Consider the following 25,486-nt stretch of genomic DNA (forward strand, 5'->3'; position numbering starts at 1 on the left):
GAGCCGCAGGGCTTGGCTGACTCGCCAAACTGAAGAAGGGCGGCCGGAGCGAATACTTCGGTCGCCCTTTTGTTTGGCGGAACACGCGAGCGCGTACTACTCGGTGATCGCCTTGACCCAAACGACGATCCGCTGCGCGAGGAAAGCCGTGGTCGACGGCGACAGCGCATCGCCGGCAATGACATGGTTGTCGGGATCGCCGTTGTCGTCGACCGGCACCAGTTCGTGCGAGCCGCCCCAGCGCCCGGCGATTTCGCGGGTGCGGTCGGGCCGCACCACCCGGTCCGAATCCGAAAATATGAACAGGGCAGGGATGGTCGCCTTCTCCACCGGCGCGACGTAGGCAAGCTCGGTCAGCGCCGCCATCGGCAGCGTCGCCGCCGTCGGATACCGGCAGGTCCAGAATTTCTCGTGCAAGGCGTTGCGTGGCAAGAAGCTGCGTTGCTTGCCGATGACCAGTTCGGCGATCTGTTTGCCCCATGGCATGGTGAGCAGCTCGGCGCCGGAAGCCTTCACCCCGAAATTCGGCGAGATGAACGCGATCGCCGCGACGCCGTCCGACGCGCCGGGTTGCGTCGCCGCCCAGGCGGCCAGCGAGCCGCCGGTCGAGGTGCCGATGACGATCACCTTGTCGCCGATCGCCCGGCCGATGGCGAGCGCTTCCTCATAGTCGTTGATCCAGGCGTTGACGCTGCCTTCAGCCATCGCGGCGCCGTCCTGCCCGTGGCCGGTGAGGCGGGTGTAGAAGAGATTGGCATCGAGCTGGTCGGCCACTTCGTCGGGCAGCGGCCGGATCTCGCCTTTCGATGCCGAAAAGCCGTGGATGTAGACGATCGAAAGCTTCGTCCTGGCGTGAACCATCGGGTTTGCCCAGATGATTTCCTTCTCCAGTCCGTCGCGGATGCCGGGCACCGCGGCTTCCTCGCGCGCCAGATAGGCCTGCGGATCGTCGCCGATCACGGAAGGATCGAAACGGATCGTGGTGTCGACGGGCACGCGCGGGCCAAGCACGAGGGCCAGGATAAGGATGACGACAAGACCCAGTACCGCGAGCACGATCCGTCGCCCCATCGCAGACTCCACGCAACAATTCTCAACCTATGGCCGCGATTGCAGCCAGGCAACTCGTGCCCTGTGGACAGTTTATTCGTTTGGCGGCTTGCGGTCGAAATTCAGCGGCCGTGACTTCCAGCGCGTCGCGGTGCTGATGACCCACCGGCAGACCGGTCTCGGCAGGACGCTGAGTAGCTTCAGCCCCCAGCTCAGGCGGCGCGGGAAGGTGACTTCGAAGCCGCCGGACTTGATGCCGCGCGCCATGCGCCGCGAGGCGCGGTTGACGGGCATAAGCCCGGGCATCGGCAGCAGGTTCTTCTCGGTCAGCGGCGTATCGACAAAGCCCGGATTTATCACCTGGACGCGGACGTTCATCTTGTCGAAGTCATATTTGAGCGACTCCCCCAGTATGTTGATCGCCGCCTTGGTGCCGCCATAGGCGGCCGTGGTCGGCCAGCCGAAATAGGCGGTGACCGAACCGACCAGCACGATGTGGCCGCGCCCACGCACGCGCATGCGTTCGACAACCGGCACCAGGCCGTTGATGATGCCGAAATAGTTGACTTCGAAGGACTGGCGAAACCCACGCACGGTCAGATCCTCGCCCGGCGTCGCGATGTAGTTTCCGGCATTGAAGATAGCGAGCACGATCGGGCCGAGATCCTTCTCGATCGCCGCGACCGTCCTTGCCATGCGCTTCTCGTCGGTGACGTCGCAGGGATAGGCCGTGACGCGGCCCGGCATCTGCGCCGTCTCGACAACAAGCGTGTCGATCGGGTCGTCGTCGAGCGCCGACACCGCGACGGCATAGCCCTGGGCTGCAAGATCCTTGGCCAGTGAGCGGCCGATGCCGCTGCTGCCGCCCGTGATCCAGGCGACGCCGTGCTTCGGGTTGGCCCGGTAGAGTGTCATTCTGTGTCCTGCGACTTTTTCTTAGCCTGTGCTCTAGCGATGAAGAAATCGAATGGAAAGAGCGCTTTTCCAGACACGGTTTAAATGGACGGCGCGCGCGGCATACGGCTTGAGGGAAATTGCAGTGCCCGAAATGCGGCTGGACCAGACGAATTCTTGCCTTGAAACCGAAGCTGCGGGTTTCTAGGGTCTCGCCGCACGCATAAAGGAACCTGTATGCCCCGTTCTGTGATCGAAGCGATCGGCAACACGCCCCTGATCCGCCTTAACAAGGCCTCGGAAGCAACCGGCTGCGAGATTCTGGGCAAGGCCGAATTCATGAATCCGGGCCAGTCGGTCAAGGACCGCGCCGGCCTGTTCATCATCCGCGACGCCGAGCAGCGTGGGCTTTTGCGGCCGGGCGGCGTCATCGTCGAGGGGACGGCCGGCAACACCGGCATCGGTTTGACGCTGGTCGCCAAGGCGCTCGGCTACCGCACCGTGATCGTCATTCCCGATACGCAGAGCCAGGAGAAGAAGGACACGATCAAATTGCTCGGCGCCGAGCTGATCGAGGTGCCCGCGGTTCCCTACAAGAACCCCAACAATTATGTGAAACTGTCGGGGCGCCTGGCCGAGCAGATGGCGCGGTCCGAGCCGAACGGTGCGATCTGGGCCAACCAGTTCGACAATGTCGCCAACCGCGACGGCCATATCCGTACCACCGCGCAGGAAATCTGGGCCCAGACCGGCGGCAAGGTCGATGGTTTCGTGTCCGCCGTCGGGTCTGGCGGAACGCTGGCCGGCGTCGCCTTCGGGCTGAAGGCCAAAAGCAAGGACGTCAAGGTCGCGCTCGCCGATCCGCTGGGAGCGGCACTCTACAGCTTCTACACCAGCGGCAAATTGAAATCCGAGGGCAGCTCGATCACCGAAGGCATTGGGCAGGGGCGGATCACCGCCAACCTCGAAGGCTTCACGCCGGATTTTTCCTTCCAGATTCCGGACGAGGAAGCGCTGCCCATCGTATTCGACCTGATCCAGGAGGAAGGCCTGTGCGTCGGCGGCTCGACCGGCATCAACATTGCCGGCGCGATCCGGCTGGCGCGTGAACTGGGTCCCGGCCACACCATCGTGACCATCCTCTGCGACTACGGCACGCGCTATCAGTCGAAGCTGTTCAATCCGGAGTTCCTGCGGGAAAAGAAACTGCCGGTACCGGGCTGGATGGATGAGAAAGCCGACATTTCGGTGCCGTTCGAAAAGGTCGCGTGATGGGCTATAAGACGCAAGCGCTGTTTCGCGACGACGCCTATCTCCGCACGGCCGACGCCGCCATAGTCGCCATCAACGATCGCGGCGGCATCATTCTCGACCGCACCATCTTCTATGCCACGTCGGGCGGGCAGCCGGGGGACACGGGCGCGATCGAGCGCGCCGACGGCAGTGTGATCGCGATTGCCGCCACCATCACCGGCGAGACCAAGGACGAGATCATCCATGTGCTGGCGCCCGAACAGCCGGCTCCGGCCGTCGGCGAACGGGTCAAGCTCGCCATCGACTGGCAGCGGCGGCATCTTCTGATGCGCATGCACGCAGCCTGCCACCTGCTCACCGTCGTCTGCCCGTTCCCGATCACGGGTGCCGCCGTTTCCGAGGACGACAGCCGCGTCGACTTCGACATCCCGGATGCCGGCTTCATCAGGGAAGACGTGACGGCAAAGGTGATGGACCTTGTGCGGGCCGATCACCCGATCTTTGTCAGGCTGATATCGGACGAGGAATTGGCGGCCAATCCTGGGTTGGTCAAATCCAAGAATGTGCGGCCGCCCGTTGGCACCGGCAATATCCGCCTGGTCTGCATCGGCGAGAACGCCTCGATCGATAGCCAGCCTTGCGGCGGCACCCATGTGAAGAGCACTGGTGAAGTCGGCGAAATCCATATCGGCAAGATCGAGAAGAAGGGCCGCGAGAACCGGCGCTTCCGCATACGCTTTGGGCCGATGCCGGCAGCTTGACAATACAGAGGCTCCGCCCGAGGCGAAGCAGGAGAACGAGAATGGCCCAAGACAGCCCTTTCACCGTCGATGCGGACTGGTTGCAGGCGCGCCTCGGCGAACCGGGCCTGACCATCGTCGATGCGTCCTGGTATCTGCCGGCGCAGGGCAGGGATGCGCGCGCCGAATATGAGGCCGCGCATATTCCGGGCGCCCGCTTTCTCGATCAGGATGCGGTATCGGACCCCGATTCAGCCTTGCCGCATACGCTGCCGTCGCCGCAGCATTTTGCCCAATATGTCGGCTCGATGGGCATTTCGGCGGACGACACCATTGTCGTTTATGACGGTCCGGGTTTCTTCTCGGCGCCGCGTGCCTGGTGGATGTTCCGCATCATGGGCGTATTCCAGGTCTACATCCTGGATGGCGGCTTCGACGGCTGGAAAGCGGCGGGACGGCCGGCGACGGCGGAGCCGACGAAGATCGCGCCCTGCGTGTTTCATGTCGACTTCGACGCCACGCGTGTCGCCAGCCTTGCCGATATGCGCCGCGTCGTCGAGACGAACGAGAGCCAGATCGCCGATGCCCGTGGAGCAGGCCGCTTTACCGGCATGGAACCTGAACCCCGCGCCGGCATCCGCTCCGGCCATATGCCCGGTGCGCGCAACGTGCCTTACTCGGCGCTGTCGGAAGACGGCGAACTGTTGTCGAAGGACCGCTTGCGCAAGGTCATCGAGGATGCCGGCATCGATCTGTCGAAGCCGGTCGTCACCTCTTGCGGTTCAGGCATCACCGCGGCTGCGATCACACTGGCTTTGGAGACGCTTGGCCACACCGACAACAGGCTTTACGACGGCTCATGGACGGAGTGGGGCGGGCTTTCCGACACTCCTGTCGTGACAGGCCCCGCCTTGATGGGCCCCGCGTTGATGGGCAAGGAATGATGGCCATGGAAAACGGAGTGCTGGAAGACATCGACGTCACGGTGACATTTCTCGAAATGCATGTACCGCCGGCCTATTCGCCGCCGGTGCCGTACAACCGCCAGATCGCGTTGCTGAAGACCAAGGACATTCCGCTGCACTTCTACCGCTATCTAATGGATCGGGTGGGGCGCAAATGGCACTGGGTCAATGTTCTCAGGCTGAACGACGAGGAGCTTTCGGCGGGCATCCACCGCGAGGACCGTGACATCAGGGTGCTCTATCTCGACGGCGCGCCGGCCGGCTTCTTCGACCTCAAGCCGCATCTGCCGGAAGAAGTGGAGCTTGCCTATTTCGGCATGATGGAACACGCGACCGGGCAAGGCATCGGCCGCTGGTTCCTGGGTGCGGCGATCGCCGCCGCCTGGTCGCATGGGCCTAAGCGGGTGACGGTGCAGACCTGCACGCTCGACCATCCGGCGGCATTGCCGCTCTACCAGAAGCTCGGTTTCGCACCAGTGGCGCAAAAGAAGGAGATCGTGCATCCGATGGCTTTCGCCGAGCGCTCGGCCAGCGTCATGCGGCCTTGATTCCTGCAACTGAACCTTTCGTTCATCCAGGCTTCAGACTGTCTCTGCCATCTTGTCGGCACCATCAATGCGGCCATCAGAGCAGGGTCGAAGGAGAAAGACATGCTGACCAGACGCACCTTTGCAGCCGTGCTGATCGCGGCGCTTGCCATGCCGACCCTTGCCGCCGCCCAGGCGACAACGCCTTCGGCCGCGACGATCGAGCGGCAGCTCGAAGCGCCACCCAAGGTGAAGCTGCGCCCGAACCAGCGCGTCACCATCCGCGAATTCAAGCGGCGGCCGGATCTCAGGCGCATGGCCCGCTCGATCGACATCCAGTCGATCAATTTCGCCTTCGGTTCGGCGGCCATTTCCGAGTCGCAGTACGGCAAGATCGAAAATATCGCCGACGCGCTTCAGCGCATCCTGCGGCGTGATCCCGGCGCCCGCATTTTGATCGAGGGCCATACGGACGCGGTCGGTTCGTTCCAGTCGAACCAGATCCTGTCCGAGCAGCGCGCCGCCTCGCTGAAACGCACGCTGGTGCGCGAATTCGGCGTGCCGGGCTATGCGCTCGAAACCGTCGGCTACGGCGAGGAGTTCCTGCTCGTGCAGACGCAGAACGAGAACTGGCGCAATCGCCGGGTGACGCTACGCCGCTTCGACGATTTCATAAGGTAAGCTGTTCGGAGCTTTGACGATTTCGGCGCCTAACCTGCGATCTGGATCAACACTCAAAAGAGAGCCCGGCTTGAATGAGCCGGGCTCTTTCCATATCGCTGGTCGTTTCAAGGCACGATTGGAGGACCAGGCGATGACGATACGAGTGGTGATGGCCGGGGCGACCGGCTGGGTCGGCAAGGCGCTGGTGCCGGCGATCGAGGCGCAAGGCGACATGAATTTGGCCGGCGCGGTTTCGCGCAGCGGTGCAGGGCAGGATTGCGGCCTGCTGGTTGGTCTGCCGGCCAATGGCGTCACCGTTTCCGCTTCGCTCGCGGAGGCTCTGGAGGTGCCGTCCGACGTGCTGGTCGACTACACCAAGCCGCATGTGGTGAAGGATCATGCGCTGCTGGCGATCTCCAAGGGGCGGCATGTGGTGATCGGCACATCGGGACTTGGGGCCGCCGACTATGCCGAGATCGATGCCGCGGCGCGCGCCAACCGGGTCGGCGTGATTGCCGCCGGCAATTTTTCGATCACCGCCACGCTGATGAAGCGTTTTGCCCTGATGGCGGCGAAATACGTGCCGGATGTCGAGGTCATCGACTATGCCAGCGCCAAGAAGCCCGATGCCCCATCCGGCACCGCGCGCGAGCTTGCCGAGGCGCTGGCGGATGTGCGCAAGGCTTCGACGGCAAGGCCGGTCTCGGAAGTGACGGGCGTGCCTGGAACACGCGGCGCCGCGGTCGGTGCGGGCGAAGGGGTGCAGGTGCACGCGCTTCGCCTGCCGTCCTACATCCTGTCCTGTGAGGCGCTGTTCGGCCTGCCCGACGAGCGGCTGACCATTCGCCATGATGCCGGCTCGTCCGCGGCACCCTACGTGGCCGGAACGCTGCTTGCCATTCGGCGCGTGCGGGAAGTCACGGGGCTGGTGCGCGGTCTCGATGCGCTGATGGATTAGGTGTGGACTCATAAACCTGGAGCCAAATTCGGATTGACGCCAGTTTGATGAAGGCGAGGTAGTTTGCGGCGAGTTTATCGTAGCGCGTGGCGATGCGTCCGGGCCTACTCCATCAAAGCAACGGCCATGTCCGGAATGGTCCATTGACCGGACATTGCGCGTCCTTGCCAGAACCGACGCGAATGACCCAGAGCAGATATCCCGCAGTGATCGGAACGCTTGCTCAGAGCCACTCGGCAAGCGTCTTGAGCAGCTCACCAAGTGGGATCCCGGCCTTCGAGATCATCGTCCGGGACGATCCGCGGTTGGCGACGAAGAGTGGTGTAGGGGTCCATATAGGCTAGTTTGAGCGCATCGTTCCACAACCTGAATATTCCCCTTAGCGATGCGCCAAATTCGAGCCTAGGAAAGCTTGGCGGTGGCAGGCTGAAGCCGCGGATGGTGGTCGGGGCTTTAGTGGAGATGTCGGCCATGGTGTCCTCCTGTGACGGTGAGAGTGACACCGCTTCCCACTCAGGTCCTTGGCCCGGACCTGAAGAGTCCTGAACAGCCCTGAAGTTCGCCTTCAGGACCGTCTTGGGTTATCCTAGCCCCCGAGGGACGGGTTCTTGGCAAATGGACTTGGAGTTTGGGAACTATCGCCTGAAACGTGCCGAACGGCGGCTGCTGGGGCCTAAGGGGCCGATGGAGCTTTCGGCGCGATCCTTCGACATCCTCGCCATGTTGCTGGAGAGGCCGGACGAGGTGATCGGCAAGACCGAACTCTTCGATGCGGTCTGGCCCGGCCTGGTGGTGGAGGAGAACACGCTGCAGGTCCACATTTCGGCGCTGCGAAAGCTGCTGCCCGCCGAGATGATCGTGACCGTGCATGGTCGCGGCTATAAATATGCTGGTCCCAAGCCCTTCGCGGCTACGGCCGAGGCTACGGCGCCGTCCAGACCGTCCATCGCCGTTCTACCCTTCGACAACATGAGCGGCGACCCGGAGCAAGACTATTTTAGCGACGGGATTACCGAAGACATCATCGCTGAGCTTGGCAAGTTCAAGGAGTTTCTGGTCATTGCGCGAAACTCCTCCTTCCAGTTCCGCGGCAGGGCGAATGACCTAGCCGAGGTGGCAAAGAGACTTGGCGTCCAGTACGTCGTCGAAGGCAGCGTGCGGAAGATCGGCAACCGGGTGCGGATCGCGGTGCAGCTAACCGATGCGTCCTCAATGGCTCATATCTGGGGCGAACACTACGACCGGGAACTCGACGACATTTTCGCGATCCAGGACGAAATCACCCAGATGATTGCGGCCCGCCTGGCCCGGCAGGCCAGAACCGCGATTGCGTCGCGTGCCAGGGCCAGGCCGACCGACAACATGTCGGCCTATGACTTTTACCTGCGGGCGCTGCAACTGGCAGCCACCTATGACTATGACACGGTGCGCGAAGCTGAACCCTTTCTGCGCCAGGCGGTAAAGCTCGATCCGCGGTTTGCTGCTGCCCACGCCATGCTCGGCGTTGTCGAGACCCTCAAGTTCTTCTGGGTCTACTACAATTCAGATTATCTGCATTCCGCACTGGAGATGGCAAAAACCGCGTTACAGCTCGACCCCGACGAGGCGTACGGCCATCTCGCGACCGGCTTTGCTCTCTTGTACTTGCGCGAATTCAGGCAGGCTGAAATCAGTCTTGACCGTGCGGTTGCCCTCAATCCGAACGATCCGTTCATTCTTAGTATCCGTGCGCTTTTCCTCAATTACACGGACAGGCCGGATGAGGCGCTTGTTGAAATAACCGAAGCCCAGCGCCGCGACCCATACGCTGTGGGATGGTATGAAGACTTTCGCGGCATCATACTGACCACGGCTGGACGATATCGCGAGGCAACGGCCTGCTACGCGAAAATGGCGACCGTACCGCGGTGGTCGCTCGTTCGTCTTATCGTCTGCCATTCCGAACTCGGCGAAATCAAGCAAGCGCAAGACGTCCTGGCAAAAGTCAAGGCACATTATCCCGGACTACGCCTTGACGAGATCGTTGATGCGGAAGTGGATTACTATGAGGATCCGGCCGTGTGCAGCCGTTACCGCGCGATCCTGCAGCGTGTTGACAAGGAAGAATAAGCTTCACCACGGCCGCGAGCAATAGCCTCCGCTATCCGCCAACCATCAGCTTGACGACTTCGTCATGGTTGGTCTCGGAGATTTTGCGCTCACCGGCCTGGACGCCGCGCCGCAGCACGACGATGCGGTCGGATACGGCGAAGATATCCTGCAGATTGTGCGAGATGAAGATCACGCCTCGTCCTTGCGCCTTGAGCTGGTGGATGAGCGAAATGACCTTGCGCTGCTCGGGTACGCCGAGGGCGGCGGTCGGCTCGTCCATGATCAGGATTTGCGCGTCCCAATAGACGGCGCGGCCGATGGCGACAGCTTGGCGCTGCCCGCCGGAGAAATTGCTGACCGGGGCCTCGAGCCGGCTGACATGGAAGTCCAGTCTTCCCATGGTCTGCTTGGCGGCGACGGCCATGGCCTTGCGATCGAGCACCGGCAGGAAGCCGAAAGCCTTGCGCATCGGTTCGCGGCCCAGGAAGATGTTGGCGCCGATCGACAGATTGTCGGCGAGCGCCAGGTCCTGGTAGATCGTCTCGATGCCTTTTTCGCGCGCCTCCTGCGGCGTTGCGAAGGTCACCGGCTGCCCCCTGAGCAGGATCTCGCCGGCCGTCGGCTGAAAGACCCCCGATATCGCCTTGATCAGAGTGGTCTTGCCGGCGCCGTTGTCGCCGGCCAGCGCCACCACTTCACCCGGCCGTACAGCCATGGAAAAATCGTTGAGCGCCTGGACGGCGCCAAAATGCTTGGAAAGGTGTCGGACTTCGAGAAGCGGTGTGGTTTGTTCGGAACTATTCATCCTGGCGAGCTCCACTGAACCGGCGCTGCGCCTGGTCGATAAGGACGGAGATGATGATGACGAGGCCGACGGCGATGAACTGCCAGAACGGCTCGACATTGACGAAGACCAGCCCGTACTGGATCACGGCGATCACCAATGCGCCGGCGACCGTGCCGAAGATCGTGCCGGATCCGCCGAACAGGCTGGCGCCGCCGATCACCACGGCCGCGACGCTGTCGAGCAGCAAGGGTTCGCCGGCCTGGGCGGCGCCCGCGGTGAAGCGCGCCGCGTAGAGCGCGCCGCCGAGGCCGGCGCACATCGCCGAAAGCATATAGAGGCGCAAGATGTGCCCCCTGATGTCGATGCCGGCGCGGCGCGCGGCCTGCACATTGGCGCCGATGGCGTAGTTGTGCTGGCCGAACCGGGTCTGGCTCAGGATGTAATGCATCACGACGACGAAGATTGCGGTGATCATGACAAGATAGGGCACGCCGTGGAACTTGCCGTTGCCGAGCAGCGCGAACCATGAATTCTGCACCGGCACCGTCGTGCCGCCGGCAAGGAGATAGGCAGCGCCGCGCGCCACGCCGAACATGCCGAGCGTGCCGATGAAGGGCGGAATTCTCAGCCGCGAGATCAGCAGGCCGTTGATGATGCCCGGCACGCCGGCAACAAGCACGGCGGCCAGAATACCTGCCAGCATTGCCAGTGGCAGCGGGATTGCGGCTCCCGCCATGTTCGTGGCGTGGGCGGCAACGACGGCCGCAAGACCCATGATGAAGCCGAGCGACAGGTCGATGCCTCCCGAAATGATGACGAAGGTCTGTCCGGTCGCAAGCAGCAACGGTGCCACCGCAAATATCGCTATGGACTGCACGTTGAACGGATTGAGCACGAATGTCGCGCCGAAGGATAGCCTCGACCAAACCTCGAAACAGATGATCAGACCGGCGAGGAACAGCCAGGCGCGCCCTTCGGCGATGCGCCCGATCCAGGTCCTGGCCGGATCACCGTGATCTGCCTGAGGAGCGACATGCGCTTCGCCTTGCTCGGTTGGTGATGTTGAAGTCATTGATACATCCGATCCGCGGCGCGGCCTCCGTCAAACAGGGGTCCCAGAGACACCCGGCACAGGTCTCCTCCCGGCAAGCCGGAAGGAGAGCTCGCCTGGGCTCATTCGGAATAAAGGTACTTCGAGATGTTCGGATCCGCGATGTTGGACTTGTCCATGATCGTGAAGCCGGTGCCGATCGCAACCGGGATCGAATTTCCGGTCAGATGGGCATAGGCCGACACGACGCCGAAATAGCCGATTTCGGCGGGATGTTGGGCAATCGCAACGTCGACCAGGCCGGTGTTGATGTTGTCGACGATGCTGGTCGGCGCGTCGAACGCCACGACCTTGATGGTGCCGGTCTGCCCAGCTTGCTGGACGCCATTGGCAGCACCAAGCGCGGAGAACAGATTTGCGCCGAACACACCAACGAGATCGGGATTGCGCGCGAAGACAGCCTGCAGCTGCGAGGCGGCCTTGTTGGCGTCGTTGTCGTTGAACTGAGTTTCGAGAACGGTGATGCCGGGATGGTTGGCCGCCATCTCCTTCTTGAAGCCCTCTTCACGCTGATCGGTGGTCGAAATGCCGGGCTTGACGTTCGAAACGTAGACCTTGCCCTTGTCGCCTATGGCAGTGGCCAGTGCCCGCGCGGCGATCTCGCCGCCCAGAATGTTGTCCGACGCAATATAGGACAGCGGGAAATCCGCGTCGCCGGCGCCGGTCTGATAGACGCCGCTGCCGATGAACGTGTCGACGGTGATGACAGGGATGCCGGCATCATTGGCCTTGCGCAGCGGCTCGACCAACTGAACCTTGTCGGTCGGCGCGATCAGGATCGCGTCCGGCTTCTTGGCGATGACCGCGTCAAGCACCGGCACTTGGGTGACCGGGTTGAAGTCCGGGGCGCCTTGGAAAACCAGGTCCACGCCAAGCGCGTCGGCTGCCGCCTGGGCGCCTTTGCGCATGGTGATGTAGAAACCATCGGTCGTGAGACCGGGGATGAGCGCAATGGTGAACTTCTTGTCCTGCGCCAGAGCGGGTGTGACCAGCGCCGTTGCGCTGATGGCGAGAGCCGCGAGCGCGGCAACAATCTTCTTCATGACATCCTCCTCATTGTTGGCAGATTTGCCGTTTGCAAGTGACATTGGAATGGCCGTCAATCGTTCAGGCATAAGGTGCCCGACGGCCGTGAAACGCCTGTTTGCTGTCGCGGGCGGCTTTCCTCCCAAGCGCCCTCCGGTCGATATGTCAGCCGGTCGAACCAAACCGGCACAAGAGCCGCAGCCCCCTTTGCTCGCCTCCGCGAGCCTCTGGGAAGTGCGTCGCCCGGCGTTCTTGCATGCCGGATCGTTCAGGTTGTAACACTTTGCAGAAATAAATTGCAACCCGGTTTTTCCGAGGTTGCGGCGTCGGACTTTTCAAACCGGACAGCATATGATGCGCTCCGCAGGGCCTCCAAGGCGAACTATTGCCCCGACCTCTCGGCGACACAACCGATTTTCTGGCAGTGGCTCGGGCCGGCCAACGGCATCTGCCTCTATCGAGGCGCGAGAGCCTCGAGGATGGCCTGCGCCGTCATTGTATCCGTTATCAGGGCATTGATGAGCCTGGCGCGAGCGGCGCCGATGATTGCCGTCGCTTTCTCCGGCGACGCGGCAACCCCGATCACCAGCGGCACCGCGCGAAGTTGTGCCGGCGACATCGCGATCATCCGGCTCTCACCTTCCCAGGGGATCAGCGCTCCTCCGGCATCGAAGTAATGCCGGATGACGTCTCCCGCCGCATGGACCAAGGCCTGCTCGCTCAATGTGGCCGCGCTCGCCTCGGGCGGATTGATGGCGTGCGGCAGGCCGATGCCGACGATCGCGACGTCGGTCCGGTCCCACAGCGCAACGGCATCGCGGATGGCCGCGTCGCCAAGGAAGACCTCGCGCAACTCGGTGGATGGCAGATAGGGCGCATGGATGAAATGCGGCGTTCCGCCCAATTCCTCGGCGGCAAGCCGCACGAACTCGTTGATCTGAAAATGCGGTGCATGCTGCTGCATACCGCCGGTGGCAGCCACGGTGTGGACGCCGGGAATACGCGGCAGGCCTGTCCGGATCACCTCGCGGACGGCGCGTCCCCAGCCGATGGCGACCACGGAGCCGGCCACCAGCTGTGCTTGCTTGAGCAATGCGCCAAGCGGCGCGGCAAGCGCCGTCAGTGCGCCCGCCGCCGGCGTTTCGATCACCGCCGCATCGGCAAGCCCCAGCCCATCGATCAGCTGCCTGGTGATGTCCTCGGGCGTCGCCAGATCGAGAACCTCGATCCGCACGATCCCCTCGGCCCGTGCCCGCTGCAGCAGACGCGAAATCGTCGCCGTGGAGACGCCGAGCTGCCGTGCGATGTCGACCTGCGACATCTCAGCCTCATAGTGCAGCTTGGCGACCGTATGCAGCATCGTGCGCGATGCGGTCGCGTCCTGGATCGGAGGGACAGACAGCTTGCAATTCCTTTCAGCAACGTGTTACACGAGCATAGACCGACGGGAGTTATCGCGCAAATTCGGCAAACTCGCAACTTGAGGTCATTGCGGACCACGGGTGTCGGCGAGGCCGCTTTTCTTGCGATCGATAGCGCATCAAAGCGGCAAAGATCTTCCCGCCGGCAGGCGGGCAAAACTGAACATTCTTGTTTCCACGGGATCCGCGCCTCGAAAAGCGGGCGCCAACATCGGACAGAAGACCATGGCAAAGATGACCACCGCGGAGTTGCGCGGCTACCAGCAGATATGCGGCAAGGACGGGGCCATGGTGGCCATCGCCTGCGACCAGCGCGGCGGCATGCGGACCTTGCTGGCGTCGGATCCGGCCGAACAGGCCAGGATCACCAATGACATGCTCGGCGACACCAAGTCGGACATCACGCGCTACCTCGCCAGTGCCGCGTCCTGTGTCTTGCTCGACCCGCTCTGCGCGGTGCCGCGGGTGGTCGACGAGGGCGTGCTGAATCGTGATACGGCGCTGCTCATCGGCCTCGACGCCTCCGGCTTCGACGTCTCGCCCGATGGCTACCGCCTGTCGCGCCTGGTTCCCGGCATCGACGCGCGCCGCGTCCGTGAATTGGGCGGCACGGGCGGCAAGATCATGGTCTATCTCAGGGCCGACAAGCCTGAAGCCAACGAGCACAACATCGCCATCCTGCGCCAGTGCATCGCCGACTTCGGGCAAGAGGACCTGCTGCTCGTCGTCGAGTTCCTGACCTACCAGATCGAAGGGGAAAGCCCCGAAGACTATGCGGCCAAAACGCCCTGGCTTGTCGAAGAGGGCACCCGGATTTCGTTGGAGTGCGGAGCAAAGGTGCTGAAGCTTCCTTACCCTGGAACGCCCGAAGCTTGCGCCAATATCACCAGAATGGCCGGCGACGTGCCATGGGCGGTGCTTTCCGCCGGCGTCAACCACGCGACCTTCCTCGGCCAGGTCGAGATCGCCATGCAGAACGGTGCGTCGGGCGTCATCGCCGGCCGTTCCCTGTGGAAGGACTGCATCTCGCTCGACCGTGACATTCAGCGCGAAAGGCTTAAGACCATCGCAGTGCCGCGATTGCGCGAAATCCAGGCTGTGATCGGGCACTACCGGCAGAAGGCCGCCTGATATCCGCGTTTGATCACTGGCACGTGCAGGACGTCATGCCTCTCAGCATAGGAATCGACATCGGCGGCACCAATTTGCGTGCCGCCCGCATTTCCGGCACGGGCGAAATCCTCGACCGCATTTCCGAGAAGAGCGCGCCGGACCCGGAGCTGGTTCTCTCCCGGATCGCCGATATGGTGCGCCGGCTCGATACCCCCGGGGTTGCAGCCATCGGCATCGGCGTTCCCGGCCGCGTCGATGCGCGGCGCCGCACGGTCCTGTCCGGCGGCTATGTCAACCTCGCCTCGGTCGCATTGGCGCAGCGGCTGGAAGACACGGCCGGCAAGCCCGTCGTCGTCGACAATGACTGCAACATGGCGCTGGTCGCCGAAATGGCTCTCGGCGCCGGCCGAGGCCATGACAGCATCGTCATGTTCACGATCGGGACCGGCATTGGCGGCGCCGTCGCCCAGAACCGGCAGATCATGCGTGGCCGGGCAACGGCAGGCCAGCTCGGCCATATCACCGTCGACGTTAACGGCGAAACCTGCGCCTGCGGCCGGCGCGGTTGCGTTGAAACCACCAGCTCGGGCACGGCGCTTGGCCGTCACATCGCGCGGGCAGGCTTAGGTCCTGACGTTTCGGTCGACCGGCTTTTTGCCCGCGACTTGGCCGGCGACATCCAGGCGCGCGGCATACTGGAAGCCTGGGCCAGGCCGCTGCGTGCCGCAATCGATACGACCGTTGCCGTGCTCGACCCCGATCTGGTTCTGCTTGGCGGCGGCCTTGGCCGGGCGGCGCACAAGGCGCTTGCCTGCGCGCCGGCGCTGGCGCCCTGGTATCAATGCAAGGTGGAACCGGCACAGCTCGGCGACGACGCCGGCGTGATCGGCGCCGGCCTGCAGGCATTGGCGGCGGAGGCGGGCACGACACAGGCGCCGGCATCGCCGTCTGCCCAACCCGGCCGTGCCAGGCGGGCCGTGCTCGTCAATGGTATTCCGGCCAGCGGCAAGAGCACCGTTTCGCGCGGCATCGCCGACCGCATGGGATGGCCATTGCTTGCGCTCGATACGGTCAAGAATCCATTCCTCGAAGTGCTCGGCGGCGGCGACCGCGAGTTCAACCGCACGCTCGGCCGCGCCAGCTACCAGGCGATCTGGTCGGTCGTCGGCGAGGCGCCCGCTGGCACAACCGTGGTCGTCGACGCCTGGTTCGGCTTCCAGCCGCGCCAGCTTCTCGAGGACCATTTGCGAAAGGCAGGTGTTGAACAGACCGCCGAAATCTGGTGCCACGCGCCCGGCGAGGTTCTTGCCGAGCGCTATCGCGCCCGGCTCGACCAGCGTCCAGCCGGTCATCCGGGTGCGGCCTATATCCCCGAGCTGATCGAATTGGCCAGGCGTGCCGAGCCGCTGCGGCGTGGACCGCTTTTCGACGTCGATACGACGAAGCCGATCGACTTTGATGCGATCACGGAATGGCTGAAGGTCGCGATTGAGGGCAGCAATTGACCAGCGCAACTGCATTTCGAATGGTCCTCAAGCATTTGGCATGAATCGGGTGGGAAGTGCCGGCGTGAAAGCATAATTTTCGGTCAACGACACCGGAGATTTCATCATGACCATCCAGTTCAAAGCCTTGCCTACTGAAGATGTAAGGGCCTTGCAGCGCGGCGGACCGGATGCCTATGGCAGGACGCCTGAGCGCAAGATTTCCGATGGCGACGGCGTGCCTTGCCGCCACTGCCTGAAGAACGTGGCGGCCGGCGATCCCTATCTCATCCTCGCCTTCCGGCCGTTTCCGGAGCTCCAGCCCTATGCCGAGACCGGACCGATCTTCCTGCACGCCGAGGAATGCGAGCGCGCCGCCGCGGCCGATGCGCTTCCCGAAATGCTCGAAAGCACCGACTACATCGTGCGCGGTTACGGCACGGATGACCGCATCGTCTATGGCAGCGGCGGCGTTATCCCGACCGGCGCCATCGCGGCCCGGGCGGAGGCCCTGTTCGAGCGCGACGACATCGCCTATGTCCATGTCCGCTCGGCCCGCAACAATTGCTATCAATGCCGCATCGAGCGGGCGTGACGGCTTGCAAAAAGATGCCCGCCGATGGTCTGGCGGGCAGTTGGGAAAAAATAGTCGCGACAGAAGCTGCGGTCGAAGCCGCCGGCAAAGCCCGGTATTCGCCGGCGTTTGGAAAGCGGCTTGAGCCATCAGGGAACGACACCTGTATAGGCACAGTTTTCGGACGCCGAATGTGAAATGCTTCACACAGCGCATGCTTGGTCATGGCGGCGCGCGAAAAGGCCGGTGACGGCTGTCGCACAGCCGTCGCACAAGTGCGCTAGGAGGTGGCTGTCGATAGATTGCCGACCGCGGATGGACCGGCGGCACGTCTCGACATCGAGGAAGCGGGGCTTTGGCTCCGCTTTTTTGTTGCCCCACTTCCGCCCAAAGAAAAGCCCGCCGGAACGACCGACGGGCTTTGACCGCTGCCTGGGCGGTTTTAATTGAACTTGTACTTCGCACCGATGCGAACGGTGTGGAAGGAAGGCTTGGTGGTGAGGGTGTCGTCCGGCAGCCCGATATCGGATGAGAAATCCTTCTCGGAGAACTGCGAATAGCGATATTCGAGCCCGACGGTCATGTTGCTGGACAACGCTGTTTCCACACCGCCGCCCACCGAGAAGCCGCTGGAACCCCAGTCGAGTATGTCGCCGATCGGCGAAGACGCATTCAGATCGAAATGCTGCCAGGAATAACCGCCGAGCACATAGGCGAGCGTCGATTCGTTGACTTTCATACCGACACGGCCCAGCACGTCGAACCCGTAGTCGGTATCGAGGTTGATCGATCCGCCCGGGATATTCAGCTCTGAAGTCATGCCGGAATAGCGGGCATCGACCATGACGCCTGCCACCCAGCTGCCGAAATCGTGGTCGTAGCCGGCGTTCAATTCGCCGAAGACGCCTTCGCCGCCGAGCCCGTTGAACTCCAGGTCGCCGAGCGGTGGAACGTTGATCTGATGCACCGATGCGCCCGCGCCGGCCGCGCCACCGATGTAGAAGCCGGTCCAGTTGTAGGCAGGGGCCTCAAAAGACGCGACGCCACCGTTCTGGGCGCCAAAGCGATAATTGGCCGCAACCTGGAACGTATGCCGCGACGTGTCGAGATTGAGAGCACCGTCCGGCGCACCGAGATCGGCAAGAAGATCATCCTTGGTGCCGAAGCGCGTATAGCGATATTCGGTTTTGATCGTCCAATTGCTGTTGATGGCGGTCTCGACGCCGGCTCCAACGAAATATCCGCTCTGATCCCAATCGAAATCAAAACCGGCGTTCGTGTCGAGCTTGTATTTCTGCCAGGAATAACCGCCGAGCACATAGCCCAAAGTGTTTGGCGTGAAGAGATAGCCTGCGCGCAAACCAGCGTCGAAGCCGTAGGTCTCCTTGACCGAAGCATCGAACCCAGCGACGTCGAGCGAGGTTTCAATGTTGCCGACATGGGCGTCGACAAGTCCACCGAGCAGGAAGCGCGGCGATACCATGTAGTCATAGCCAGCGGTGAGTTCGCCGTACACGCCTTCGCCGCCGATGCCGTTCAACGACAGGCCGGGAATGAAGTCGCTGCTGAGCTCGTGGACGTTGGCGCCGGCGCCAACGCCAAAGCCGACATAGATGCCGCTCCAGTTGAAGCCGGACGCCTCTACCGGCGCGACCACGTCGGCGGCATGAGCGGCCGAACCGAGCGCCAGAATGGACGCTGCGCCAAGAAGCAAAAATTTCGCGGATTTTAAGCTGATCATCATTACCCCCTAGAAGAACCCGAAATCTCCCTAGCACCCGTCCGCTACGGTAGCTGTAACAAAAATGCCACAGAAAAGCCGAATTGCACGCAAAACGGGTAAGCCGGCTCAATCGACCGTAAACCGTGAAATTTGCTTGTGGAAAAATGAGCCGCCGAGGGGTGTCGGCGGCTCTATCGGGGAGGAATCCGGGGCGGGTTCAGGCGGCGAGAACGGCCTTCGGCTCGACCAGCTCGTAGCCGAGCGCTTCGGCGACCGCGCGGTTGGTGATCTTGCCCTTGTGGACATTGAGGCCGTTGCGCAAATGATGATCGTCGACCAGAGCCTTCAGGCCCTTGTCGGCGAGTTGCAGGCCGTAATGCAGCGTAGCGTTGTTGAGCGCGTGGGCCGAGGTGACCGGCACCGCGCCCGGCATGTTGGCGACGCAGTAATGGATGACGCCGTCCACCTCATAGGTCGGTTCGGCATGGGTTGTGGCATGCGAGGTCTCGAAGCAGCCGCCCTGGTCGATGGCGACGTCCACGAGCACCGAACCCTTCTTCATGCCAGACAGCATTTCGCGCGACACCAGCTTCGGCGCGGCGGCGCCGGGGATCAGCACGGCGCCGATGACGATGTCGGCGGAGAAACATTCCTCTTCCAGCGCCTCGACAGTGGAATAGCGGGTATGGACGCGGCCGGCAAAGAGATCGTCGAGCTGGCGCAGGCGCGGGATCGAGCGGTCGATGATGGTGACATCGGCGCCAAGCCCGGCCGCCATCCTGGCCGCATGCAGGCCGACGACGCCGCCGCCGAGCACGGTGACCTTGCCGGGCAGCACGCCGGGCACGCCGCCGAGCAGCACGCCGCGGCCGCCATTGGCCTTCTGCAGCGCCGTCGCGCCAGCCTGGATCGACAGGCGGCCGGCGACTTCCGACATCGGCGCGAGCAGCGGCAGCCCGCCGCGATCGTCGGTGACGGTCTCGTAGGCGATTGCGGTGACGCCGGAGGCCAGCAGGCCCTTGGTCTGCTCCGGATCCGGAGCGAGATGCAGATAGGTGTAGAGGATCTGGCCGTCGCGGAGCTGGACCCACTCGTTGGGCTGCGGTTCCTTGACCTTGACGATCATGTCGGACTTGGCGAACACGTCCGCGGCCGTCTTGGCGATGGTGGCGCCGGCGGCGCGGTAGGCGTTGTCGTCGGCGCCGATGCCGGCGCCGGCGCCGGTCTCGACCAGCACCTCATGGCCATGCGCGACATATTCGCGGACCGAGCCCGGCGTCAGGCCGACGCGGTATTCATGGTTCTTGATTTCCCGGGGGCAGCCGACGCGCATTTTCTTTCTCCTGATCCGGCCCTTCTTGGGCATGTTCCCTGTATCGATGTAGTGAACCACGAATCGTTCCGTGAGTGTTTGCGAATGCGCTTGCACCGGAGGGTGCACTTCGATAATCCTTGCGCGAAATCTAAGGATTTTCGCAGGAATCCCGAAGAAATGCCGCTGGACAGGATCGATATCGCCATTCTCGAGACATTGCAGAAGGATGGCCGGATACCCAATGCGGCACTTGCCGAGAAGGTCGGGCTGTCGCAGTCGGCCTGCTCGCGGCGGCTGGACAATCTGGAGAAATCCGGAACCATTCGCGGCTACCACGCCCGGCTCTCCAATGCCGCCCTTGGCCATCAGATGACCGCGATCGTGCATATATCGCTGTCGGGACAGTTCGAGAAGACGCTGTCGGATTTCGAGGCGGCGATAAAGCGCTGCCCGAACGTGCTGTCCTGCCACCTTATGTCGGGCGAATACGACTACATCCTGCGCATCGCCGCCAAGGACCTTGTCGACTACGAGCGCATCCACAAGGAATGGCTGTCGGCCATGCCGCATGTGACGAAGATCAATTCGTCCTTCGCCTTGCGCGAGATCGTCGACCGGACGGCCATGGGGCTGAAGCCGGAGATGGCCTAGGTTGTGAAGAATGCCTCTGTCACCACCCGGTCCATCGGAATGTCGTGCGGCTGCGGGTAGATGGTGGCGATGCGTTGCATCTCGTAGCCGACGCCGATGACCAATGGCTTGAACGGCATCGCCGCCAGTGTGCGGTCGAAGAAGCCGCCGCCATAGCCGAGGCGATAGCAACTGGGATCGATGCCGACGATCGGCGAGATGACGATATCGGGCAGCACCGGATCGCCTTCTGCCGGAATTGGGATGTTCCAGACGCCTTTTTCCAGCCGGTCGCCCGCAGCGTAGGCGCGAAAAATAAGCGGCTGGCCTTTCTCGATGACGACGGGCAGCGCCGTGCGGCCGCCACGCGCGTTGATGGACGCCATCCACGGGCGCAGGTCCGGCTCGCCGCGGAACGGCCAGTAAAGGCTGACCATACGGCCGGCAATGTCGCCGATCACGGCGTCGATGCCTTCGGCGATGCGCTTTGACATTGCCGTTCGCGCGTCAGCCGGGACAGCAAGGCGGACCGCGATGAGGCGCTCGCGCTCGGCCTTGCGCCAGCGTCTTACGTCGGTCCAGTCGGACAGGGGCGCGCGGAATTCCGGATCGAGCTCATGCATGAAGCAAGGCGGGGAGGCGTATTGCGCCGGACCTTCATCGTCGCGATCATTGACCATGCTTCACCCTCTGCGTGCTGTTTCGATTAGGCTATCTCAGGAGTGCGAGTTGCGGCATGCGCATCGACGACATCAAGCGGCGAGTCCTGGGCAATCATCCGTGGTCTGGCGTTGTTGCACTGCACAAAAATGCCTATATCACGCAGGGTGAAGTGCTCATCATGGGTGAAACGGGATGAACCAGGCCAACCATCATGTCGTCGTTGTCGGCGCGGGTTTCGGCGGCCTCGAATTCACCCGCGCGCTTGCCGGCGCGCCGGTGCGCGTCACCATGATCGACAAGCGCAACCACCATCTCTTCCAGCCGCTGCTCTACCAGGTGGCGACCACGGCACTGGCGACCTCGGAGGTCGCCTGGCCGATCCGCCATCTCCTGCGCAAGCGCAAGGACGTGACGACGCTGCTCGCCAATGTCAGCGGCGTCGACCGCGCCGGCAAACGCGTGCTGCTCGATGATGGCGGCACGGTCGACTACGACACGCTGGTGCTGGCCACCGGCGCCAGGCACGCCTATTTCGGCCATGACGAATGGGAGCCGTTCGCACCCGGGCTGAAGACGCTGGAGGACGCCACGACAATTCGACGGCGCATGCTTCTGGCCTTCGAGCAGGCCGAGCGTGAAACCGATCCGGTCAAGCGCCAGGCGCTGCTGACGCTGGCGATTGTCGGCGGCGGACCGACCGGCGTGGAACTGGCCGGCACGATTGTCGAACTGGCGCACGACACGCTGCGCGGCGAATTCCGCAACATCGATACACGGCAGACACGTGTGGTGCTGATCGAGGCCGGCGAGCGCATCCTTCCCAATTTCGCGCCAGAACTTTCCGACTACGCCAGGAAGGCGCTCGAGCGGCTCGGCGTCACGGTCGAACTCGGCCGGCCCGTCACGCGCTGCGATGCCGAGGGCGTTGTCTTCGGTGAAACGCAACTGCCGGCCAGGACAATCCTGTGGGCGGCAGGCGTCGCCGCTTCGCCGGCCGCCGAATGGCTGGGCGCGGCGGCGGACCGCGCGGGCAGGGTACTGGTCGAACCCGACCTCACCGTGCCGGGAAGTCCTGAGATTTTCGTCATCGGCGACGCCGCGCACGTCCTGCGGCCGGATGGCCGCATGGTGCCCGGTGTGGCACCCGCCGCCAAGCAGCAGGGCAAGCATGTCGCGGCGACAGTCAAGGCCCGGCTTGCCGGCGACACCGCTCCACGTCCTTTCTGCTACAGGCATGACGGCGACCTGGCGACGATCGGCAAGCGCGCCGCCGCCATCGATTTCGGCTGGATGAAGCTCACCGGCCGGCTTGCCTGGTGGCTGTGGGGCTTCGCGCACATCTATTTCCTGATCGGCTTCCGTAACCGGCTAGCGGTTTCGCTTAGCTGGCTATGGATATATGCGACGGGTCAACGCAGCGCGCGGCTGATCACCCAGGGCGATGACGACAAAGGCTGACCTCGCCGTTGCTGACAGCGGGTCGACAACAAGAACAAGCCGACGGTCGAAGATGACAAGCGCGTCATCGCCGCGCTCGAGCAGGATCATCAGGCGACGCTGGCCTATGTGCGCCGCCCCGTCGGCAAGACCTCTGCGCCGCTCTATTCCTATTTTGCGCTGGTCGCCGACGATCCGTCGGTACAGGTCGTCAGCCAGGCGCAGACCTGGTATCTGAAGGACATCCTCAAGAACACGCAGTGGAAGGACGTGCCGCTGCTGTCGGCGGCCGCACCCTTCAAGGCCGGCGGTCGCAACGGCGCCGACTACTATACCGACGTGCCGGTGGGCGATATCGCCATCAAGAACGTCGCCGACCTCTATCTCTACCCGAACACCGTCCGCGCCGTCGAAATCACCGGGGCGCAAGTCAAGGAATGGCTGGAAATGTCGGCCGGCATCTTCAACAGGATCGAGCCGGGCAAAACCGACCAGGCGCTGATCAACACCGATTTTCCGTCCTACAATTTCGACGTCATCGATGGCGTTACCTACAGGATCGACCTGTCGCAGCCGCCGAAATACGACGCCAAGGGTGGGTTGGCCAATGCCGGCTCGAACCGCATCGTCGACCTGATGTTTGACGGAAAACCGATTGATCCAGCAGGGAAATTCGTCGTCGCCACCAACAATTACCGCGCCGGCGGCGGCGGCAATTTCCCCGATATCAATGCCTCTAGGATCATCTATGAGGCGCCGGACACCAACCGCGACGTGATCGTGCGCTACATCGTCAGCGAGGGAACGATCAATCCGTCGGCGGACGGCAACTGGTCGTTTGCGCCGCTGCCTGGAACCAGCGTCGTGTTCGAGACCGGCGCCAGGGCGAAGGATTTTATCGGCGAGGTGAAGTCGCTGAAGATCGAACCCGCGGGCGAGGGCGAAGCGGGGTTTGCGAAATACCGCATCCTCCTCTAGGCGGACCGAGCGGGCAAACGTCCGCTCGCACTATGCCTTGTAGACCACCTGGCGGACATCGATGTAGCTGGCGCGGAAGCCGGCTTCGCAATAGTGCAGGTAAAATTCCCAGAGCTTCTTGAAGCGATCGTCGAAACCGAGCGGAACGATCTTTTCCCATGACGCCCGGAAGCGGTGGCGCCATTCGGCGAGCGTGCGGGCATAGTCGTCCGGGAAGACGCGCTCGCGCAGATGAGCAAGGCCATGGTCCTTGCCGAGCGCTTTCAGGATCGACGGCGTCGGCAGCATGCCGCCCGGGAAGACGTAGCGCTGGATGAAATCCGGACGGGCGCGATAGGTGTCGTAAGCAGCCTCGTTGATGGTGATGATCTGCAGACCGGCCGTTCCGCCGGGCTTCAGGCAAGTCTTCATCTTGCCGAAAAACACCGGCCAATATTTTTCGCCGACCGCCTCGAACATCTCGATCGAGGCGATACGATCATAGGTGCCGGTCTCGTCGCGATAATCCTGCAGCTTGATGTCGACCTTGTCGGCCAGTCCCGCCTTCTGGATGCGCGCTTTGGCGAAATCGTGCTGCTCGCGGCTGATCGTCAAGCCGGTGACGCGGCAGCCGATCTCGCGCGCGGCGAATTCGGCAAAACCGCCCCAGCCGCAGCCGATCTCCAGCACATGGTCCTTCTTGCCAATTCCGGTATCCTTGGCCAGCGCACGGTATTTGGCGGCCTGCGCGCTTTCCAGATCGTTGGCGCCGGTCGCATAGAGCGCCGACGAATAGGTCATGCTCGGATCCAGCCATTCCCTGTAGAACGCATTGCCGAGGTCGTAATGCGCCGAGATGTTGCGCTTCGAACCCGAGCGGGTGTTCTCGTTGAACCAGTGGCGGATGCGCTGGACGGTGTTGATCAGCCAGCTGGCGCCGCCCGCGACACGCTCGCCGATGGCCGAGTTGACGACGAACAGTTCGAGGAAACTGGTGACGTCGGGGCTTTCCCAATCGCCGTCCATGTAGGATTCGGCAACGCCGATTGTGCCGCCGGTGAAGGCACGGGAAGGCAAGCGCCAGTTCTTCAGCACCAGCTCGGCGTCCGGACCAGGCCCCTTGCCGCCGACGAGGACGGCGCGGCCGTCCGGCATCCTCACCTTGAGCGAACCGCGCGGCAGGTTCATCGCCGCCGACAGCACCATGCGCGCCTTGGCCGGCAGGCCTTTGACGATTTCGGCGAAATTGACTTCGTCCAACCTGACCGCGTCGCCCAATGCAACGCCGCCCAATACAGCGCCCTTGTGTTCCTTATAAGCCATGTCATGCCCCCGGACTTCTGCGCAACCAGCGTAAAAATGCCGGTTTCAACACTCTCGCAGTTCATTCGCCAGGTTCGAACGTCGCCCCCTGATGAATCCCGCCGCAATCTTTCACGTCATCAAAGGGAACTTCAAGAGCAAAGCGGACGCATATTAGCGGAAAGATGTTGGGGAAGGGCGCCGGCCAGCATCGGAATCACTCTGGCTGCGGCAGCCGCTCTCATGCGATAGTTTTAGCCATGCGTTATGTCATCGTCATCGCCGCCGTTACCTTCTTCCTCATCTGGGACGGGATCTACAATCAGGGCCGCTATCTCGACTACACCGTCAGGGAGATAACGCGCGTCGTGAACTACGCCACCAGCTTGGTCTAGGGTTTCTTTCCCCGCGCGACATGGTGCCGGCGCGACATCGTTGCCGGTTGACGCGATCGTTTTGCCCGCACAAAACACGCCTGCATATCGATCGAGGAGGCTGGTTTGATCCGGCATATCGTTTTCTTCAGCGCGCGCGACAAAGAGGATGTGGAGGCCGTACGCACTGGCTTGCTGGCACTGGGCAAGATACCCCATTCCCGCTTTTTCGAGGTGACGCTCAACACCAAGGTCGACCCGCTCTCGGACGAAATCGATGTGGTCGTCTATGCCGAGTTCGAGGATGAAGCCGCACTTGCCGCCTATAAGGCGCATCCTCTCTATGCCGAGACGACCAGCCAGGTCAGGCCGTTGCGCGAATTGCGTTATTCGGCCGACGTGGTGGCGGCGGCAAGCGGCTGAAACG

Annotated in this window: 26 protein-coding genes and 1 pseudogene; 16 read left to right on the forward strand and 11 right to left on the reverse strand. The window is 62.9% G+C overall.

The features are described from left to right. Window positions 1–96 precede the first annotated feature (96 nt). Window positions 97–1,071, reverse strand: a complete 975-nt coding sequence (locus MESS4_RS17445; protein ID WP_006333446.1) for an alpha/beta fold hydrolase — start codon at window positions 1,069–1,071, stop codon at window positions 97–99. Between the two features lie 72 nt (window positions 1,072–1,143). Then, window positions 1,144–1,965, reverse strand: a complete 822-nt coding sequence (locus MESS4_RS17450) for an SDR family oxidoreductase (protein ID WP_006333448.1) — start codon at window positions 1,963–1,965, stop codon at window positions 1,144–1,146. A gap of 216 nt (window positions 1,966–2,181) precedes the next feature. Between MESS4_RS17450 and MESS4_RS17455 the strand changes: the two genes are divergently transcribed. The 6 genes from MESS4_RS17455 (at window position 2,182) to dapB (ending at window position 7,051) form a co-directional block, all read left to right on the forward strand. Further along, complete coding sequence (locus tag MESS4_RS17455) at window positions 2,182–3,216, forward strand: cysteine synthase A (protein WP_006333450.1); 1,035 nt, start codon at window positions 2,182–2,184, stop codon at window positions 3,214–3,216. Beyond that, on the forward strand, window positions 3,216–3,959 hold the full coding sequence (locus MESS4_RS17460; protein WP_006333452.1) for an alanyl-tRNA editing protein: 744 nt from the start codon (window positions 3,216–3,218) through the stop codon (window positions 3,957–3,959). Before MESS4_RS17455 ends, MESS4_RS17460 begins: the two co-directional genes overlap by 1 nt. 41 nt (window positions 3,960–4,000) lie before the next feature. After that, entirely contained in the window at window positions 4,001–4,882 is an 882-nt protein-coding gene (gene sseA / locus MESS4_RS17465; RefSeq protein WP_006333454.1) for a 3-mercaptopyruvate sulfurtransferase, read from the forward strand. A 5-nt stretch (window positions 4,883–4,887) separates the two neighbouring features. Then, window positions 4,888–5,451 carry a GNAT family N-acetyltransferase gene (locus MESS4_RS17470; protein WP_036241522.1) on the forward strand — a complete coding sequence of 188 codons (564 nt, stop codon included), beginning with the start codon at window positions 4,888–4,890 and terminating at the stop codon, window positions 5,449–5,451. A gap of 102 nt (window positions 5,452–5,553) precedes the next feature. Next, window positions 5,554–6,111 (forward strand): OmpA family protein, encoded by a 558-nt coding sequence (locus MESS4_RS17475; protein ID WP_006333467.1) that lies wholly within the window; start codon window positions 5,554–5,556, stop codon window positions 6,109–6,111. A gap of 133 nt (window positions 6,112–6,244) precedes the next feature. Continuing rightward, complete coding sequence (gene dapB, locus MESS4_RS17480; RefSeq protein ID WP_006333470.1) at window positions 6,245–7,051, forward strand: 4-hydroxy-tetrahydrodipicolinate reductase; 807 nt, start codon at window positions 6,245–6,247, stop codon at window positions 7,049–7,051. Between the two features lie 254 nt (window positions 7,052–7,305). Here dapB and MESS4_RS32365 read toward each other — a convergent pair whose 3' ends face one another. Then, entirely contained in the window at window positions 7,306–7,524 is a 219-nt protein-coding gene (locus tag MESS4_RS32365; RefSeq protein ID WP_006333471.1) for a hypothetical protein, read from the reverse strand. Window positions 7,525–7,666: 142 nt separating this feature from the next. On the opposite strand from MESS4_RS32365, the gene MESS4_RS17485 reads away from it, so the two are divergent. Next, window positions 7,667–9,160, forward strand: coding sequence for a winged helix-turn-helix domain-containing protein (locus tag MESS4_RS17485; protein WP_006333472.1), 1,494 nt, complete (start codon window positions 7,667–7,669; stop codon window positions 9,158–9,160). Window positions 9,161–9,191: 31 nt separating this feature from the next. On the opposite strand, the gene MESS4_RS17490 is transcribed toward MESS4_RS17485, so the two are convergent. From MESS4_RS17490 to MESS4_RS17505, 4 genes are all read right to left on the reverse strand, one after another. After that, window positions 9,192–9,947, reverse strand: a complete 756-nt coding sequence (locus MESS4_RS17490) for an ATP-binding cassette domain-containing protein (RefSeq protein WP_036241523.1) — start codon at window positions 9,945–9,947, stop codon at window positions 9,192–9,194. Continuing rightward, window positions 9,940–11,001 carry a monosaccharide-transporting ATPase gene (locus MESS4_RS17495; protein WP_006333474.1) on the reverse strand — a complete coding sequence of 354 codons (1,062 nt, stop codon included), beginning with the start codon at window positions 10,999–11,001 and terminating at the stop codon, window positions 9,940–9,942. Before MESS4_RS17495 ends, MESS4_RS17490 begins: the two co-directional genes overlap by 8 nt. A gap of 101 nt (window positions 11,002–11,102) precedes the next feature. Then, a complete protein-coding gene (locus MESS4_RS17500) occupies window positions 11,103–12,083 on the reverse strand; it encodes an ABC transporter substrate-binding protein (RefSeq protein ID WP_006333479.1) in 981 nt (326 codons plus the stop codon). A gap of 437 nt (window positions 12,084–12,520) precedes the next feature. Then, window positions 12,521–13,426, reverse strand: a complete 906-nt coding sequence (locus MESS4_RS17505; protein WP_006333481.1) for a sugar-binding domain-containing protein — start codon at window positions 13,424–13,426, stop codon at window positions 12,521–12,523. 286 nt (window positions 13,427–13,712) lie between these two features. On the opposite strand from MESS4_RS17505, the gene MESS4_RS17510 reads away from it, so the two are divergent. From MESS4_RS17510 to MESS4_RS17520, 3 genes are all read left to right on the forward strand, one after another. Continuing rightward, window positions 13,713–14,618 (forward strand): tagatose-1,6-bisphosphate aldolase, encoded by a 906-nt coding sequence (locus MESS4_RS17510; protein ID WP_006333486.1) that lies wholly within the window; start codon window positions 13,713–13,715, stop codon window positions 14,616–14,618. A 35-nt stretch (window positions 14,619–14,653) separates the two neighbouring features. Further along, a complete protein-coding gene (locus tag MESS4_RS17515) occupies window positions 14,654–16,105 on the forward strand; it encodes an ROK family protein (protein WP_006333488.1) in 1,452 nt (483 codons plus the stop codon). Window positions 16,106–16,211: 106 nt separating this feature from the next. Beyond that, on the forward strand, window positions 16,212–16,679 hold the full coding sequence (locus MESS4_RS17520; protein WP_006333490.1) for a DUF1203 domain-containing protein: 468 nt from the start codon (window positions 16,212–16,214) through the stop codon (window positions 16,677–16,679). Window positions 16,680–17,100: 421 nt separating this feature from the next. Here MESS4_RS17520 and MESS4_RS17525 read toward each other — a convergent pair whose 3' ends face one another. Together MESS4_RS17525 and ald are read right to left on the reverse strand one after the other, a co-directional pair. Continuing rightward, window positions 17,101–18,399, reverse strand: a complete 1,299-nt coding sequence (locus tag MESS4_RS17525; RefSeq protein ID WP_006333493.1) for an outer membrane beta-barrel protein — start codon at window positions 18,397–18,399, stop codon at window positions 17,101–17,103. A 199-nt stretch (window positions 18,400–18,598) separates the two neighbouring features. After that, on the reverse strand, window positions 18,599–19,714 hold the full coding sequence (gene ald, locus MESS4_RS17530; protein WP_006333494.1) for an alanine dehydrogenase: 1,116 nt from the start codon (window positions 19,712–19,714) through the stop codon (window positions 18,599–18,601). A gap of 159 nt (window positions 19,715–19,873) precedes the next feature. Here ald and MESS4_RS17535 point away from each other — a divergent pair, with 159 nt between their 5' ends. After that, window positions 19,874–20,347, forward strand: a complete 474-nt coding sequence (locus MESS4_RS17535; protein WP_006333495.1) for an Lrp/AsnC family transcriptional regulator — start codon at window positions 19,874–19,876, stop codon at window positions 20,345–20,347. Here the strand turns inward: MESS4_RS17535 and MESS4_RS17540 are convergent. Beyond that, a complete protein-coding gene (locus MESS4_RS17540) occupies window positions 20,344–21,006 on the reverse strand; it encodes a 5-formyltetrahydrofolate cyclo-ligase (RefSeq protein WP_006333496.1) in 663 nt (220 codons plus the stop codon). The two genes, MESS4_RS17535 and MESS4_RS17540, sit on opposite strands and share 4 nt — an antisense overlap. A gap of 56 nt (window positions 21,007–21,062) precedes the next feature. Between MESS4_RS17540 and MESS4_RS34995 the strand changes: the two genes are divergently transcribed. The 3 genes and pseudogenes from MESS4_RS34995 to MESS4_RS17550 form a co-directional block, all read left to right on the forward strand. Beyond that, a complete protein-coding gene (locus tag MESS4_RS34995; protein WP_280110239.1) occupies window positions 21,063–21,185 on the forward strand; it encodes a hypothetical protein in 123 nt (40 codons plus the stop codon). Next, window positions 21,182–22,447 carry an NAD(P)/FAD-dependent oxidoreductase gene (locus tag MESS4_RS17545; RefSeq protein ID WP_006333501.1) on the forward strand — a complete coding sequence of 422 codons (1,266 nt, stop codon included), beginning with the start codon at window positions 21,182–21,184 and terminating at the stop codon, window positions 22,445–22,447. The genes MESS4_RS34995 and MESS4_RS17545 overlap by 4 nt, the downstream gene beginning before the upstream one ends. A 15-nt stretch (window positions 22,448–22,462) precedes the next feature. After that, a pseudogene (locus tag MESS4_RS17550) lies at window positions 22,463–23,404 on the forward strand (5'-nucleotidase C-terminal domain-containing protein); the annotation flags it as partial. A gap of 30 nt (window positions 23,405–23,434) precedes the next feature. Here the strand turns inward: MESS4_RS17550 and MESS4_RS17555 are convergent. Beyond that, a complete protein-coding gene (locus MESS4_RS17555) occupies window positions 23,435–24,706 on the reverse strand; it encodes a cyclopropane-fatty-acyl-phospholipid synthase family protein (RefSeq protein ID WP_006333506.1) in 1,272 nt (423 codons plus the stop codon). Between the two features lie 239 nt (window positions 24,707–24,945). On the opposite strand from MESS4_RS17555, the gene MESS4_RS35000 reads away from it, so the two are divergent. Continuing rightward, window positions 24,946–25,080, forward strand: a complete 135-nt coding sequence (locus MESS4_RS35000) for a hypothetical protein (RefSeq protein WP_006333508.1) — start codon at window positions 24,946–24,948, stop codon at window positions 25,078–25,080. Between the two features lie 105 nt (window positions 25,081–25,185). Beyond that, entirely contained in the window at window positions 25,186–25,482 is a 297-nt protein-coding gene (locus tag MESS4_RS17560; RefSeq protein WP_006333509.1) for a Dabb family protein, read from the forward strand. Window positions 25,483–25,486 lie beyond the last annotated feature (4 nt).

The organism is Mesorhizobium sp. STM 4661, from assembly GCF_000359125.1.
GTDB lineage: Bacteria > Pseudomonadota > Alphaproteobacteria > Rhizobiales > Rhizobiaceae > Mesorhizobium.